The following is a 14,952-nucleotide window of genomic DNA, read 5'->3' on the forward strand; positions in this document are numbered from 1 at the left end:
CAGCCAAGCTCATTAGCGGAGAAAGTCATGTTCGACATCGCAGTCCCGGCCATGATCGGCGTCGCGCTGATCGTCGTCCTGGGGATCGTCTTCACCATCCTCTACAAGCGCGCCACGCGCGACGAGGCCTTCGTGCGCACCGGCCTCGGCGGCAAGAAGGTCGTGCTCGACGGCGGCGCGATGATCCTGCCGATCTTCCACTCCTATGCCAGCGTCAATCTGAAGACGTTGCGGCTCACCGTCGAGCGCAAGGAGCGGGAATCCCTGATCACCAAGGACCGCCTGCGCGTCGACATCGTGGCCGAGTTCTACGTGCGCGTCCGTCCCGACGACGAGAGTATTGCGCTCGCCAGCCAGACGCTGGGCGCGCTGACCAATGACGCCGAAGCCCTGCGTAACCAGGTCGAGGCAAAATTCGTCGACGGCCTGCGTTCGGTGGCGGCCACCATGTCCATCCTCGAACTGCAGGAAAAGCGCAGCGATTTCGTCAAACACGTGCAGGCGACCGTGGAGTCGGACGTAAAATCGAACGGTCTCGAGCTTGAATCGGTGTCGCTGACCAAGCTCGACCAGACGGATGTGAAGTTCTTCAACCCTGAAAATTTCTTCGACGCCGAAGGTCTCACCCAGCTCAAGACCATCACCGAAACCCGCCGGCGCGACCGCAACGCCATCGTGCGAGACAACGAGGTGGCGATCGCCCAGAAGGACCTCGAGGCGCGCCAGCAGACGCTGACCATCGAACGCACCAAGAAGGAAGCCGAGCTCTCCCAGGAGCGCGACATCGCCAACAAGACCGCGAGCACCCGTGCGGAAGTCGCGACGGCGACGCAGACCGCGCGCCTGACCGAGGAGAACGCCCGCATCGACACCGACCGGGCGGTCGCCGAGAAGGAGGCCGGCGCCAAGCAGGTCAAGGAGACCGCCGTGATCGAGTCGGATCTGGCGATCAACAAGCGCAAGACCGACGCGCAGCGCGAGATCCAGATCGCGACCCAGGAGAACGAGATCCAGATCGCGGCCAAGAGCAAGCAGACCTCGGAAGCCGTCGCCGAGGCCAAGACGGCCGAGGCGATCGCCGTCTCCGCGGAGGAAAAGGTCGTGACCGCGCGTGCCGTCGAGGTCGCCGATCGTGCCCGTCTCACCCAGGTGCTTGCCGCGCGCACCGAGGCCGAGCGCAAGTCGACCGAGGTGATCGTGGCGGCCGAAGCCGAGAAGAGAGCCGCGCTCGATCGCGCCGAGGCCACCAAGACGCTGGCGATGGCGGAGGCCGAGTCCAACAAGATCAAGGCGGTCGGCGTCCGGAACATCGGCGAGGCGGAAGCTGCCGTCATCACCATGAAGAACGAGGCGCAGAACAAGCTCGGCAGCAACGTCATCGACTTCGAGATCGCCAAGAAGCGGATCGAGATCATGCCGTCGGCCCTCGCCGAGATGGTCAAGCCGATCGCCAACCTGAAGGACGTCCGCATCCTGCACACCGGCGGCGCATTCGGCGGCAACGGCGCCGGCGGAGGCAATGTCGGCTTCGGCGAAGGGCTCGCGGGCGAGCTGCTCAAGGTGCACGCGCTGCGTCCGATGATCGACGAGATCCTGCGCCAGAGCGGCTTTGCGCCGGGCGATGATCCCGTGCAGGCGCTGGTCGGCGCCGTGACGGGCAAGAGCAACGGTGCCGCTGTGCCGGCGCACGCGCCGGAGAAAACGAACGCCGCCGATCTATGAACGCCCGTTCATTGCTGCTGAGAATTCGAATCGATAAGAAATCCCCGTGCGCGCCTCGCGTCGCGCACGGCTCCGGAGTGCTGATCGAGGCGTGTTGAACCTTTCGATCACGCTCCGGACGAACCGTTGGAGGCAACGCCATTGGTTGCCGCGGCGCCTGCGCCGATCGACGTCAGGCGCTTAAAGCCTGTTTCGATCGGGGGAATTTCACATGAAGTATTTTCTGGCTGCACTGGTCGCGATCGGTCTTTCGATCGCCGCCACACCGTCGTTCGCGGCGGACGCCCGCAACGTCACCGTCGTCAACGAGACCGGCTATGCCATCAAATTCCTGGGCTTCAACGCGCCGGACGATGGCCTGGACGAATGGGACAACGAGCTCGACAAGGTTTTGCAGAACCAGGCGAGCACCTATGTCGAGTTCGACGATGACGACGAGGGATGTGTCTGGAACATCCGCGTCGACTGGCAGAACTACGACGAGTCGGTGCTCTGGAAGAACGTCAACCTCTGCAAGTTCACCGCGCTGCGGCTGCGCTACGACTCCGGCACCAAGACCACGTCCTTCGTCGCCGAATAGTTTTCCGCCCGACATGGCCGGAGGAGGGGCCGTCCGGCCCTTCCTCAGGCGCGTTGCGGAAGACGACGAATTCGTCCTTTGCAAGCGCAACCGGCTTTGTTATACGCAGCCGCGCGCGAACGAACGGTTCGCCTTTTCCTCGGTAGCTCAGCGGTAGAGCATCCGACTGTTAATCGGATGGTCGCTGGTTCGAATCCAGCCCGGGGAGCCAAATTCCGCCGTAATCTCAGAAGCTTGCAGTCGCGCCTTGATGTGGTGCGCGATGTCGCTCGGGCCATCTCTCAGCACGGTGCTTGCCCGAATCCGACGCAGAATCGTGTTCAAACAAACGTGTCCCGACCGCTGCTTCGCCACCGTGCGGCTTGGCACCAAATCGACTTAATTCAAATCAAGCTTGGCAGGGCCGGACTCTTACGGAGCTGATTCCCATGCCCCACATCCAGATCGACCGTGCCCACCTGGCTCCCTCGATTCTGCCGGCCGACATTCCCGAGCTCAGCGACGACGAATGCATCGCCTGCCTGGCGCGCGCGGTCGAGACGCCCGATTCGGCGCGGCTGGACGAGGTCGCCGCCCTGATCGGCCGCCTCGCGGTGACGATCGAATAGTCCATCGCCCCCTGATGCGGCGAGTTGCGGAGGCGTTGGCCGGCGGAGGCCAACGGCCATGTTGCGTTTTCGCCGGGCATGTTCCAAAGATGCCGGCAACTTTCGTCCGCGGCATCGTCCGCATTTCAGGGTCCGCAAATGTCCGGTTTCTCGACCGCGCGCCTCAAAATGGTCGATGGCCAGGTGCGCACCAACGACGTCACTGATCGCCGTGTCCTCGACGCCATGCTTACGGTTCCGCGCGAGGCCTTCGTGCCGGCGAGCCGCCAGGCCTTGGCCTATCTCGACCTCGACCTCGATGTGAGCGAGGGCGGCGGCAAGCGGTTCCTGATCAAGCCGCAGCTGACCGGTAAGCTGCTCCAGGCCGCCGAGATCGGCGAGGGTGACAACGTGCTGGTGGTCGGCTGCGCCACGGGCTACCTCGCGGCACTGGCCGCCAAGCTGGCGAGTCGGGTTACCGCGACGGAATGCGATTCGGCCCTGGTTACGAAAGCCAAGGACGCCTTCGCCGCCCTCGGGCTTACCAATGTCACTTGCAAGGCCGCTTCCTGCACCGAGGGTGACCCCTCTGCCGCACCGTATGATGTCATTATCCTCAATGGCGCTGTCGAGGTGACGCCGGAAGGGCTGCTCGGGCAGCTTAGGGAAGGCGGGCGTCTGGTGGGGGTATCTGCCGAATCCCGGCCGCCGCGGGCCGTGATCGTGACCCATACCCACGGCGAATTCGGCCATCGGGCGCTGTTCGATGCCGCCGCCCCGGTCCTCCCAGGGCTGGAACGGGCCGCCGCCTTCGTCTTCTGACGCTCCAAAGCCCGTTAAAATCCCGTTCTGAATCAGAAGTGTGGCCGGGATGCTGCACGTGAAGAGTTTCCACCGAGAACTACCTTGAGGTAGTTCCGTCGCGCCAATCCGCGTCCTATGTTGCGACGGGGCAACGACTCCACTCGGTAGACGGTAACCCAGCTCGCGGGCACGAGCCGGACGTTAGAATGAACGGAATTTTTGGGATGCATGGGGTGAAGCTCTTCACCGGAGCTGCGGTTTCGGTCTTGGTGCTGGCGCTTGCCGGGCCGACGCCTGCCTTGGCGGACACGATCGAGGCCGCCTTGGTGCGCGCCTATCAGAACAATCCGCAGCTCAACGCACAGCGCGCCCAGGTGCGCTCGACTGACGAAAACGTACCGCAGGCCTTGTCAGGCTATCGTCCCAAGGTCGCGCTGACGGCGAGCACCGGGTATCAATATCAGGACATCCAGCAGGTGCAGAGGGGCCCGGGAATCCATGAACCCAACCCCCTTCAGCCCAACGCCGCCAGCCTGACCGTCTCCCAGACGCTCTATAACGGCAACATCACCGCCAACAAGACGCGCAACGCGGAAGCCCAGGTCTCCGGCTCCCGCGAAGCGCTGCGCGTGCTCGAGCAGTCCGTTCTGCTGCAGGCTGCCAGCGCCTACATGGACTACCTGCGTGATGCGGCAACGCTCGAAGTTCAGCGCAGCAACGTGCGCGTGCTCGAACAGACGCTCAAGCAGACGCGCGATCGCTTCAATGTCGGCGAGGTTACCCGCACCGACGTGGCACAATCCGAAGCGCAACTGGCTGCGGGCAGGACGCAAGCCCTGACCGCTGAATCGAATCTCACGACGACGCGCGCGAACTTCCGCCGGATCATCGGCAACGAGCCGACAAACCTTGCCCCGGGCTCGCCGGTCGACCGCTTCCTTCCCGGGACGATCGCCTCCGCGGTCAATCTCGGTTTGGTCGAGAACCCCAACGTCACGGCTGCTATGTACGGCATCGACGTCAACTATCTCCAGGTCAAGATCAACGAAGGCGCGCTGCTGCCGACCGTCACGATTCAGGCGGGCATCACCCAGCAGTACCAACAGACCCTGACGGTGTTCCGAACGACGACCGCTTCCGCCATCGCGACGGCTTCCGTGCCGATCTATCAGGGCGGCATTGAATATTCGCTCATCCGCCAATCGAAAGAGAACCTGGCGCAGCAACGCCTGAATCTTGAGACCACCCGCGATCAGACCCGCGCCAACATTGTGCAGGCCTGGGGCCAGCTGGAAGCCGGCAAGGCGCAGGTGCAGTCCGCGCAGGCGCAGGTCACGGCCTCCGAAATCGCGCTGAACGGCGTGCGCGAGGAAGCCAAGGCCGGCCAGCGCACCACGCTCGACGTGCTCAACGCGCAGCAGGCGCTGGTGAACGCACGCGTTGCGCTCGTCACTGCGCAGCATGACCGCGTGGTGGCGTCCTATTCGGTGCTCAACGCGGTCGGCCGTCTCGCGCCGCAGGTGCTCGGTCTCAACACAACTGTCTACGATCCGAGCGTTCACTACCAGCAGGTCCGCGACAGCTGGGCCGGCGTGCGCACGCCTGACGGGCGCTGATTCCCATAAGTGTCCGGTCGGCCTCGCAAACAGCCGGGGCCGATCGGTGCTTTGCTTGCAATCATCAAAATCCCTGACATAGCCTTGCCAAGAAGATGCGGGTCGATTCGCCCCCGCACCTGATGTCGTGTGCGTAAAGCTTGAGTGCCGAGGGCAGGGGCGCACCGCCGCACGTTGAGCCGTGATCTGGGGACAAGTCGGCCTGCCGCGACGAAAATGTCGGGGCGTCCGTTGCGGAACCGGCCAATCCTGCCGTGCTTGGTGTAAAACAACGCATGCGAGGGCGTTGATGATGTGGAGTCGGAGATGACGCAGCCTGCAAAGGTCACAGAACCCTCGATGGAGGAGATTCTGGCCTCGATCCGGCGCATCATTGCCGACGACGAGGCCAAGCCGCCGCCGGCAGACATCGCGAAGCCCGAGAAAGCCGCGGCGCCGGCAGCGCCGCCGAAGCCGATGAACGACATTCCGCCATCCAAGGTCGCACCCGCCAAGCCCGCTGCCGAGAAGCCCGCCCCGCCGCCGGCCGCAAAGCCGGCGCCGCCCCCGCCGCCTGCACCTGCCGCGGATGTCGGGCCAAACAGCCAGGACGATATCGACGCGCTGCTGGCGGGGCTCGACACAGCCACGTCAGCGCCCGAGGTCCGCGCTCCGGAACCTGAGCCGGAGCCCGAGCCCGACGTGCTCGAATTGACCGACGACATGGCGATGGACCCGGAGCCGACGCCGCCTCCGCCGCCGCCGAGCTTTCGCAAGGTCGAGCCGCGCGACGATCTCGAATTCGCCGAATCGCCCCCACCACGCCCGTCGCCGCCGCCGTCCTACGCGTCGGTGGATTTCGATGCGCCGCCGCTGCCGCCGCAGCAGCCGATCCTGGCGCAATCGACGGTCTCGGCGGTCGAATCCGCCTTCAACTCGCTGGCTCATACGGTGCTCAGCAGCAACGCGCGGACGCTGGAGGACCTGGTCAAGGAGATGCTGCGCCCGATGCTGAAGTCGTGGCTCGACGACAACCTGCCGGGCCTGGTTGAACGCATCGTGAAGGCCGAAATCGAGCGGGTCTCGCGCGGCGGCAGGTAACGCAGGCCGCGGAGCCCTCATAAAGCCCCGCTTGTACGTCACATTTGGCCTCTCGACCGGGCCGGGAAGCCGTTTTGCCGCCAGGCTCTCCGTTGACCTTTTCGTTGACTTGCCCCCCGCGCGCGGCTTTCTAGCAGCCCCATGATCGAGAAAAATTACCAGCCCGCCGATATCGAAGCCCGTATGTCCGTGGTGTGGGAGGACAGCCTTGCCTTCAAGGCCGGCCGCCCCGACCGCCGCGACGCAGTGCCCTTTACCATCGTGATCCCGCCACCGAACGTGACGGGCTCGCTGCATATGGGCCACGCCCTCAACAACACGCTCCAGGACATCCTGTGCCGGTTCGAGCGCATGCGCGGCCGCGACGTGCTGTGGCAGCCCGGCACCGACCATGCCGGCATCGCCACCCAGATGGTGGTCGAGCGGCAGCTGATGGAGCGCCAGCAGCCTGGCCGCCGCGAGATGGGCCGCGAGAAGTTCCTGGAGCGGGTCTGGCAGTGGAAGGCCGAGAGCGGCGACACCATCATCAACCAGCTCAAGCGCCTCGGCGCGTCCTGCGACTGGTCGCGCGAACGCTTCACCATGGACGAGGGCCTGTCCAAGGCCGTCATCAAAGTGTTCGTCGAGCTGCACCGCGACGGCCTGATCTACAAGGACAAGCGGCTGGTGAACTGGGACACCAAGCTCCTGACCGCGATCTCCGATCTCGAAGTGCAGCAGACCGAGGTCAAGGGCAGCCTCTGGTATCTTCGCTATCCGATCGAGGGCAAGATCTTCAGCCCCGAGGATCCCTCGAGCTTCATCGTCGTCGCCACGACGCGCCCGGAGACCATGCTCGGCGACACCGGCGTCGCCGTGCATCCCGATGACGAGCGCTATCAGAAGCTGGTCGGCAAGCACGTCATCCTGCCTCTGGTCGGCCGCAAGATCGAGATCGTCGCGGACGACTATTCCGATCCGGAGAAGGGCTCCGGCGCGGTGAAGGTGACGCCGGCGCACGACTTCAACGACTTCGAGGTCGGCAATCGCCACGGCCTGCGCCGGATCAGCGTGCTCGACAAGGAAGGTTGCCTCGATCTCCTCGACAACGAGGACTACCTGCGCGACCTGCCGGAAGGCGCCGCGCAATTCGCCGAGGAGTTCAACAAGGTTGACCGCTTCGTTGCGCGCAAGCGCATCGTCGAGCGGCTGGAATCGTTCGGCTTCGTCGAGCGGATCGAGCCGCACACCCACATGGTGCCGCACGGCGATCGCTCCAACAGCGTGATCGAGCCGTACCTGACCGACCAGTGGTATGTCGACGCCAAGACACTCGCAAAGCCCGCGATCGCGGCGGTGCGTTCGGGCGAAACCAGCTTCGTGCCGAAGAACTGGGAAAAGACCTATTTCGAGTGGATGGAGAACATCCAGCCCTGGTGCATCTCGCGCCAGCTCTGGTGGGGCCACCAGATTCCGGCCTGGTACGGGCCGGACGGCAAGGTGTTCGTCGCCGAGACCGAGGAGGAGGCGATCAGCCACGCGCTCGGCTACTACGTCGAGCAGGAGGTCATCACGGCCGAGCAAGGCCGCGAGATGGCGCTCGACCGCAACAAGCGCGAGGGCTTCATCACTCGCGATGAGGACGTGCTCGATACCTGGTTCTCCTCGGCGCTGTGGCCGTTCTCGACGCTGGGCTGGCCCGAAGACGCACCCGAGGTGCAGCGCTACTACCCGACCAACGCGCTGGTGACCGGCTTCGACATCATCTTCTTCTGGGTCGCCCGCATGATGATGATGGGCCTGCACTTCATGAAGGAAGTGCCGTTCTCGACGATCTACATCCACGCCCTCGTCCGCGACGAGAAGGGCGCCAAGATGTCGAAGTCGAAGGGCAACGTCATCGATCCGCTCCACCTGATCGACGAATACGGTGCGGACGCGCTGCGCTTCACGCTGGCCGCGATGGCGGCGCAAGGACGCGACATCAAGCTCGCCACCAGCCGCGTCGAGGGCTACCGCAATTTCGCGACCAAGCTCTGGAATGCGTCCCGCTTTGCCGAGATGAACCACTGCGCCGTGCCCGAAGGCTTCGAGCCGGCGAAGGCGAAGGAGACGCTGAATCGCTGGATCGCGCATGAGAGCGCACACACCACGCGCGAGGTGACCGAGGCGATCGAGGCCTATCGCTTCAACGATGCCGCCGGCGCGATCTACCGCTTCGTCTGGAACGTCTATTGCGACTGGTATGTCGAGCTCGCAAAGCCCGTGTTGCTTGGCCCGGACAGCCCCGCCAAGGACGAGACCCGCGCCATGGTCGCCTGGGCACGTGACGAGATCCTGAAGCTGCTGCACCCCTTCATGCCCTTCATCACCGAAGAGCTGTGGGAGGTGACGGCGAAGCGCGACGGCCTGCTGGCGCTGGCCGCGTGGCCGCTGAAGCCGGCCGAGCCGACGCCGGAGCAACTGGCGATGTTCGCCGCAGCCGCAGGTCCCACCGATCCGTTGATCTCGCCGGCCCTGATCGTGCCGATCTTCGACCATGCCGACTTCACCGATCCCAAGGCTGAAGCCGAGATCGGCTGGGTGATCGACCTCGTCACGCAGATCCGCTCGGTGCGCGCCGAGATGAACATCCCGCCGGCGACGCTGACCGCGCTGGTGCTCGCCGGCGCGTCGACCGAGACCAGGGAGCGCGCGCCGCGCTGGAGCGACGTCATCAAGCGTATGGCGCGGCTGTCGGACATCTCCTTCGCCGACCGCGCGCCTGACGGCGCCGTCCAGCTCCTGGTGCGCGGCGAGGTGGCCGCGCTGCCGCTCAAGGGCGTGATCGACGTTGCCGCCGAACGCACCCGTCTCGACAAGGAGATCGGCAAGGCCGACGCCGACATCAAGCGCGCCGAGTCCAAGCTGGCGAACGAGAAATTCGTCGCCAACGCGGCCGAGGAGGTCGTCGAGGAGGAGCGCGAAAAGCGCGAGGCGGCGCTGGCCCGCAAGGCCAAGCTGCTGGAGGCGCTGGAGCGGCTGAAGCAGGCGTCGTAGCCTCGCTGTCATTCCGGGGCGGCTCGAAGAGCCGAACCCGGAATCTCGAGATTCCGGGCTCGCGTCTTCGACGCGCCCCGGAATGACAACTACTTCGGAAACGGCTTGCTCAGAAACTTCGAGCCCTTGACGCCATAGCGCCAGGGCAGCTCGAGAGCCTTGGTGATGCCGATCCGGATGCCTGTCGCCACCTCCAAATCCTCCGTCCGCGCATGCAGCGCGATCGGCGGCCGGTCCAGCGGCAGGGCATTGTGCGCGATAGTGATGCCGAGCGCCTCCGTCAGCTTGCCCGGGCCCGAGCACAGCGCGTGCACGTCCTGGAGATGACGGCGGCGGCGCATTGCGGCGATGCCGTGCGTCGGCTCCAGCGCGCGGATCAGCACCGCCGCGGCCGAGCCTTCCGCCTCGCAGACGAAGTTCACGCACCAGTGGATGCCGTACGAGCGGTAGACATAGGCAAAGCCGGGCGGGCCGAACATGACATGGTTCCGCGGCGTCGGGCCGTTGTAGGAGTGCGCCGCCGGCTCGGTATGATGATAGGCCTCAACCTCGACGATGGGGCCGCCGACGCCATCGACCAGCATGGTGGCGCCGATCAGGTCGTGGGCGACCTCGCGGACGCTGCGGCCAAAAAAGGCGCGCTTCAGGGGCTTGCCGAGCCGCGGGGGAGAAGTCTTCGAGGTTGGAGCCATTCGAGGTGAGAATCGTCTGAGAACAGAGCAGGATATTGCCCATATCTGCCATGTTCCCTGAAGCGGTGCGAGCCGGGTTGCGATGCCGGGCAAGACCGACTAGGTAGGACCTGAACAGACCGGACACCTCATGGTCGTTATTGTCGATACCATCTCGAACCCGCTGCGCCCGCGCCACCCCGAAAAGGTGAATCGCCCCGATTCCGCTTCGCCGCCGAAGCCGGACTGGATCCGCGTGCGCGCGCCCAACACCCGCGGCTATGCCGACACCCGCAACATCGTGAGGGCGAACGGCCTGCACACGGTGTGCGAGGAGGCGGGCTGCCCGAATATCGGCGAGTGCTGGGACAAGAAGCACGCGACCTTCATGATCATGGGTGACACCTGCACCCGTGCCTGCGCCTTCTGCAACGTCAAGACCGGCCTGCCCAACGCGCTGGATGCGGCCGAGCCGCAGAACGTCGCCGAGGCTGTGGCCAAGCTGGGCCTCGCCCACGTCGTCATCACCTCGGTCGACCGCGACGACCTCGCCGATGGCGGCGCCGAGCATTTCGCCCAGACCATCCGCGCCATCCGCGCCGCATGCCCCTCGACCACGATCGAGATCCTGACGCCTGACTTCCTGCGCAAGGAAGGCGCGCTGGAGGTCGTCGTCGCGGCGAGGCCCGACGTCTTCAACCACAATCTCGAGACCGTGCCGTCGCGCTATCTCACGGTACGCCCCGGCGCGCGCTACTTCCATTCGATCCGGCTGTTGCAGCGGGTCAAGGAGCTCGATGCGTCCATCTTCACCAAGTCCGGCATCATGGTGGGCCTGGGTGAAGAGCGCCACGAGGTGCAGCAGGTGATGGACGATCTGCGCTCGGCCGATGTCGACTTCCTGACCATCGGGCAATATCTCCAGCCGACCCGTAAGCATCACGCGGTGATGCGCTACGTGCCGCCGGACGAGTTTTCGTCCTATGAAAAGGTCGCTTACACCAAGGGCTTCCTGATGGTGTCGGCGAGTCCGCTCACCCGCTCGTCGCATCATGCCGGCGAGGATTTCGCGAGACTGAAGGCTGCGCGGGCAGCTCACGCCAGCTGACGTATCATGCATCGAGTTTCGAGCAAGCACCGCGTCAACCACAGTGCGTCCGAGATGTTTGATCTGGTCGCCGATGTCGAGCGCTACCCGGAGTTCGTGCCGCTGTGCAGCGCGCTGAAGGTCCGCCAGCGCATGGCGAAGCCCGACGGCACCGAGGTGCTGGTCGCCGACATGACGGTGTCGTTCAAGCTGGTCAAGGAATCCTTCACCAGCCGCGTGACGCTCGACCGTGCCAACCTGAAAATCCTCGTCGAATATCTGCAAGGCCCGTTCCGTAATCTGGAAAACCGCTGGACGTTCGAGCCCAAGGGCGAGGGCGTCTGCGACGTCGGGTTCTTCCTCGCCTACGAGTTCAAGAGCCGCATGCTGGCGATGCTGATGGGCTCGATGTTCGACGCCGCGTTCGCGCGGTTTTCCACCGCGTTCGAGAAACGCGCGGATGCGATCTACGGCCGGCCGAAGCTGGCGTCGACGTAAGGCGTAGCCTCTCCGCCGTCATTGCGAGGAGCTATTGCGACGAAGCAATCCAGAGCCTTTCCGCGGAGGGATTCTGGATTGCTTCGCCACGCTCGCAATGACAGCGGGGCTCAATCAACGGCCTTCACGATATCCGGCGGCTGCGAGGCATAATACGCCGCGGCCTGCTCGATCTCCTGTGGCGTCATCGCGCGGGCGATGTTGCGCATCTGCTGGCTGATGTCGTTGCGCCGCTCGCCTGAGGCGAAGGCCTGCAGCTGCGCCTTCATATAGGCCTCGGATTGCCCCTCCAGCCACGGGCTGCCGGTCTTGTTGTCGAGGCTGCCATGGCAGGCGCCGCACGGCGCGATGCCGCGGATCGGCGCGCCGTAGATGACGATGTTGGGTTTCGGCAGAAGCGGCGTCGGATGATAGGCTGGTAGCCGCGGCAGATAGGCGTAGTAGTTCGCGAGGTCGGCGATCTCCTGGTCGGTCAGGTTGACGGCAAACGGCGACATCACGGCATTGGTGCGCGCGCCTGAGCGGAAATCGTGCAGCTCCTTGTAGATCACGGCCGCATACTGACCGGCGAGGTTGGGCGAGTCCGCGCGGCTGATGCCGGTCGGGCCATGGCAGATCGCGCAGCGCTGCGCGAGCGTGGCGCCGCGGCCAATCGCCTCCTGGCTCGGACGCGACAGCGTGTGCGAGGTGAGCACGACCTCCGACAGACGCATGCTCTGCTCGGGCGCCGTCACGCTTGCCGCGCGCCGCGGCACACCGGCGGCGCTACAGATCGCATCCCAGACATTGGCGAACTGCACCCAGGGCTGCGCGAAGGGCAGCACGATGAAGCCTGCGATCGCCGTCACGACGAGGATCGCGGCGGTGATGCCAACGCCAATCTTGAAATGGCCGTTACGGAAGGTGAAGAGGTCGCGCGTGCTCATCACTGCGCTCCCACATAGACGGCCGGCACCGACGTGCCCTCGGTCAGTGCCAGCGTCAGGATCGGATAGCCGTAATTGGTGATGGTCAGGGCGATCATCAGCGCCACCCACAGCGCATGGGTGTTGAGCGCGACCGGCACCGTCGCCGGCTGATGCACCGCCAGCGCGAAGCGATAGGGGCCGGCATCAGCCTGAGGCGCACGCATCCCTCGGGCCAGAATGACCAGGAATATGATGCCCGAGGTCAGCAGGATGAAACCGCCAATCGCGGAGAATGTGACGGAGAGCGCCTGCGGCGCGATCGCGGGATCGCCGAAGTCGAAATAGGCCATGCGGCGCGGCATGCCCAGGATGCCGACCCAGTGCCAGGGGAATGTCGTGACGATCATGCCGACGAACCACAGCCAGAGCTGGGTGCGGATCAGGCGAAGGTCGGTCAGCTCGCGCCCGGTGAGATGCGGCCACAGATCATAGGCGATCGCGAAATACATGATCACGATGGCGCCGCCGAAGATCAGGTGGAAATGGCCGGTGATCCACTGCGTGTTGTGGATCGACGCGTCGAGCTGATAGCTCATGTTGATGAGGCCGCCGGCGCCGCCGAAGCCGAGCATGACGAACGAGAACGCGAGCGCCAGCATCATCGGATTGTCCCATGGCAGCGCCCGAATCCAGCCAAACAGGCCGCGGCCGCCGCGCAGGCGCGCGGCGATCTCGACCGAGGCGCAGATCGTGAACACGGTCAGCAGCGTCGGCAGTGCGACCAGTGCGGTGAAGGCCGAATGGATGAACTTGAAGCCGGCGCCGACCTGCGGATCGGCGAAGGTGTGGTGCATGCCGATCGGCATCGCCACCACCAGGAACAGGATGAAGGAGATCCGCGCCATGCTGTCGGAATAGACCCGGCCGCCGATCGCGCGCGGCACGATGGTGTAATAGGCGATGTAGGTCGGCATCAGCCAGAAATAGACGATGGCGTGCAGCGTCCAGGAGAAGAACACGCGGGCAAGACCGGCGTCGATCGTCGCCTTCAGCCCCGCCGCGACCGGAATGATCTGGAGCAACAGCTCGAGCGCGGCACCGACCGCGGTCCACGCCCACAGATAGGAGCCGGCGACATTGGCGAACATCGCGAGCGGCACCGGCGCGCCGGGATGGGCTTTTCGCCAGACGCGCAGATTGACCGACATCAGCGCGACCCAAATCCATGAGCCGACCACGACCAGCACGACACCGAGGTAGTAGAAGACGTTGCCGATCAGCGGCGGATAGAAGGTGTAGAGCACCGAGGCGCGCCCGAGCGCGATCGGGATCACGGCCATGATGCTGCCGGCAACGATCAGCCAGAAGCCGGCCCAGGCCCAGCGCACGCCGACCAGGCGCTGCTCCAGCGCGGACTCGCTGATGGCGTAGCCAAAACCCATCGCGACCAGGGTCGGGAACACGTAGCCCATCACCGTGCCGTGCGCCGTCAGAGAGCGGTAGTAGAGCTCGGGGTTGGAGAGCCAGGTGCCGATCGGGCTGCGGATGAACATCTGCCAGGCGCCGAGCGTCAGCGCGACGCCGAACAGCGCAAATGCAAACCAGAAATGGGCGAGGATGAGCTTCCTATTGGCCAACACAGCTCAGCCTCCCGCCGCCCTTCGCGCGATCGGCGAAGTCGGTCTTGTCGATCACCTCGACCTTGCCCCACATGCCCTCGTGGCCGAAGGAGCAAAACTCCTGGCAGGGCATCAGATAGTCGCCGGTCCTGGTAAAGCGCATCAGCTGCTCGGAGATGTAGCCCGGCACCAGCATGGTGTTGACATTGGTGCCCTGGATCAGGATGCCGTGCACGACGTCGGCGCTGGTGGCGCGGAGCGTGATCGGCGTGTCCACGGGCACCACGATGCAGGCCGGCGTGAAGGAATATTGCTGGCCGATCGCGCGCACCGTGACGTTGCCGTTGGCCTCCAGCACGCTGCCGAGATTGCTCTCGACGAATTCACCGGAAAGATGAATCCGCGAGGGATCGGTGGTCTCGACACGCGGTTGCGGCATGGTCGCGCGATGGATGCCGGCGAACGCCGCCAGCACCGCCATACCAACGATGATGATCACGGCGATGGTCGCCCAGCGCCGCTCGACGCGGGCCGCGACCTCGGCGCTGCCATGGGTGTCCTCTGCGCTCATTGCAGCGATCCGCGCGGCAGGAAGACGAACAGATAGAAGGCGAGCCAAATCGCGACCACGCAGGCCGTGGCGATACCGGCGAGCACGATCGCGCCGGACGGGCCTTGCGCGACGACCTCCTCGACAGCCTGGTCGGCGGCGGCTGGGCTGGTCGGCGGATCGGAATTGATCATGATGGATCTCTGGCGTCC

At 65.0% G+C, this 14,952-nt stretch carries 14 protein-coding genes and 1 tRNA gene; 10 read left to right on the forward strand and 5 right to left on the reverse strand.

All coding sequences use genetic code 11. The features are described 5' to 3' along the window. Positions 1 to 27 precede the first annotated feature (27 nt). The 8 genes from WN73_RS38950 (at position 28) to WN73_RS38985 (ending at position 9,407) form a co-directional block, all read left to right on the forward strand. Positions 28 to 1,722 carry a flotillin family protein gene (locus tag WN73_RS38950; RefSeq protein ID WP_271557531.1) on the forward strand — a complete coding sequence of 565 codons (1,695 nt, stop codon included), beginning with the start codon at positions 28 to 30 and terminating at the stop codon, positions 1,720 to 1,722. Between the two features lie 211 nt (positions 1,723 to 1,933). After that, on the forward strand, positions 1,934 to 2,302 hold the full coding sequence (locus WN73_RS38955) for a hypothetical protein (protein ID WP_060912259.1): 369 nt from the start codon (positions 1,934 to 1,936) through the stop codon (positions 2,300 to 2,302). Positions 2,303 to 2,438: 136 nt separating this feature from the next. Continuing rightward, positions 2,439 to 2,513, forward strand: a tRNA-Asn gene (locus tag WN73_RS38960). Between the two features lie 217 nt (positions 2,514 to 2,730). After that, positions 2,731 to 2,910 (forward strand): hypothetical protein, encoded by a 180-nt coding sequence (locus WN73_RS38965; RefSeq protein ID WP_011087243.1) that lies wholly within the window; start codon positions 2,731 to 2,733, stop codon positions 2,908 to 2,910. 138 nt (positions 2,911 to 3,048) lie between these two features. Then, positions 3,049 to 3,711 (forward strand): protein-L-isoaspartate O-methyltransferase family protein, encoded by a 663-nt coding sequence (locus WN73_RS38970; protein WP_271557535.1) that lies wholly within the window; start codon positions 3,049 to 3,051, stop codon positions 3,709 to 3,711. Between the two features lie 206 nt (positions 3,712 to 3,917). Then, on the forward strand, positions 3,918 to 5,309 hold the full coding sequence (locus WN73_RS38975; protein ID WP_271557927.1) for a TolC family outer membrane protein: 1,392 nt from the start codon (positions 3,918 to 3,920) through the stop codon (positions 5,307 to 5,309). Positions 5,310 to 5,615: 306 nt separating this feature from the next. Beyond that, positions 5,616 to 6,389, forward strand: a complete 774-nt coding sequence (locus tag WN73_RS38980) for a PopZ family protein (protein WP_271557537.1) — start codon at positions 5,616 to 5,618, stop codon at positions 6,387 to 6,389. A gap of 141 nt (positions 6,390 to 6,530) precedes the next feature. Next, complete coding sequence (locus tag WN73_RS38985) at positions 6,531 to 9,407, forward strand: valine--tRNA ligase (RefSeq protein WP_271557540.1); 2,877 nt, start codon at positions 6,531 to 6,533, stop codon at positions 9,405 to 9,407. A gap of 89 nt (positions 9,408 to 9,496) precedes the next feature. Here WN73_RS38985 and WN73_RS38990 read toward each other — a convergent pair whose 3' ends face one another. Next, entirely contained in the window at positions 9,497 to 10,099 is a 603-nt protein-coding gene (locus tag WN73_RS38990; protein ID WP_271557541.1) for a DNA-3-methyladenine glycosylase, read from the reverse strand. Between the two features lie 130 nt (positions 10,100 to 10,229). Here WN73_RS38990 and lipA point away from each other — a divergent pair, with 130 nt between their 5' ends. Next, positions 10,230 to 11,186, forward strand: coding sequence for a lipoyl synthase (lipA, locus tag WN73_RS38995; RefSeq protein ID WP_060912256.1), 957 nt, complete (start codon positions 10,230 to 10,232; stop codon positions 11,184 to 11,186). Positions 11,187 to 11,192: 6 nt separating this feature from the next. Beyond that, complete coding sequence (locus tag WN73_RS39000; protein WP_027542754.1) at positions 11,193 to 11,663, forward strand: type II toxin-antitoxin system RatA family toxin; 471 nt, start codon at positions 11,193 to 11,195, stop codon at positions 11,661 to 11,663. 110 nt (positions 11,664 to 11,773) lie between these two features. Here the strand turns inward: WN73_RS39000 and WN73_RS39005 are convergent, their stop codons facing one another. From WN73_RS39005 to WN73_RS39020, 4 genes are read right to left on the reverse strand one after another with little or no spacing between them, the layout of a single operon-like run. Further along, complete coding sequence (locus WN73_RS39005; protein ID WP_028174071.1) at positions 11,774 to 12,589, reverse strand: c-type cytochrome; 816 nt, start codon at positions 12,587 to 12,589, stop codon at positions 11,774 to 11,776. Continuing rightward, entirely contained in the window at positions 12,589 to 14,211 is a 1,623-nt protein-coding gene (locus WN73_RS39010; RefSeq protein WP_271557544.1) for a b(o/a)3-type cytochrome-c oxidase subunit 1, read from the reverse strand. Before WN73_RS39010 ends, WN73_RS39005 begins: the two co-directional genes overlap by 1 nt. Continuing rightward, complete coding sequence (locus WN73_RS39015; RefSeq protein ID WP_271557546.1) at positions 14,198 to 14,761, reverse strand: cytochrome C oxidase subunit II; 564 nt, start codon at positions 14,759 to 14,761, stop codon at positions 14,198 to 14,200. Before WN73_RS39015 ends, WN73_RS39010 begins: the two co-directional genes overlap by 14 nt. Next, positions 14,758 to 14,934 carry a hypothetical protein gene (locus WN73_RS39020; protein ID WP_271557548.1) on the reverse strand — a complete coding sequence of 59 codons (177 nt, stop codon included), beginning with the start codon at positions 14,932 to 14,934 and terminating at the stop codon, positions 14,758 to 14,760. The genes WN73_RS39015 and WN73_RS39020 overlap by 4 nt, the downstream gene beginning before the upstream one ends. Between the last annotated feature and the right edge of the window lie 18 nt (positions 14,935 to 14,952).

Source organism: Bradyrhizobium sp. CCBAU 45394 (assembly GCF_028128655.1).
Classification (GTDB): domain Bacteria; phylum Pseudomonadota; class Alphaproteobacteria; order Rhizobiales; family Xanthobacteraceae; genus Bradyrhizobium; species Bradyrhizobium diazoefficiens.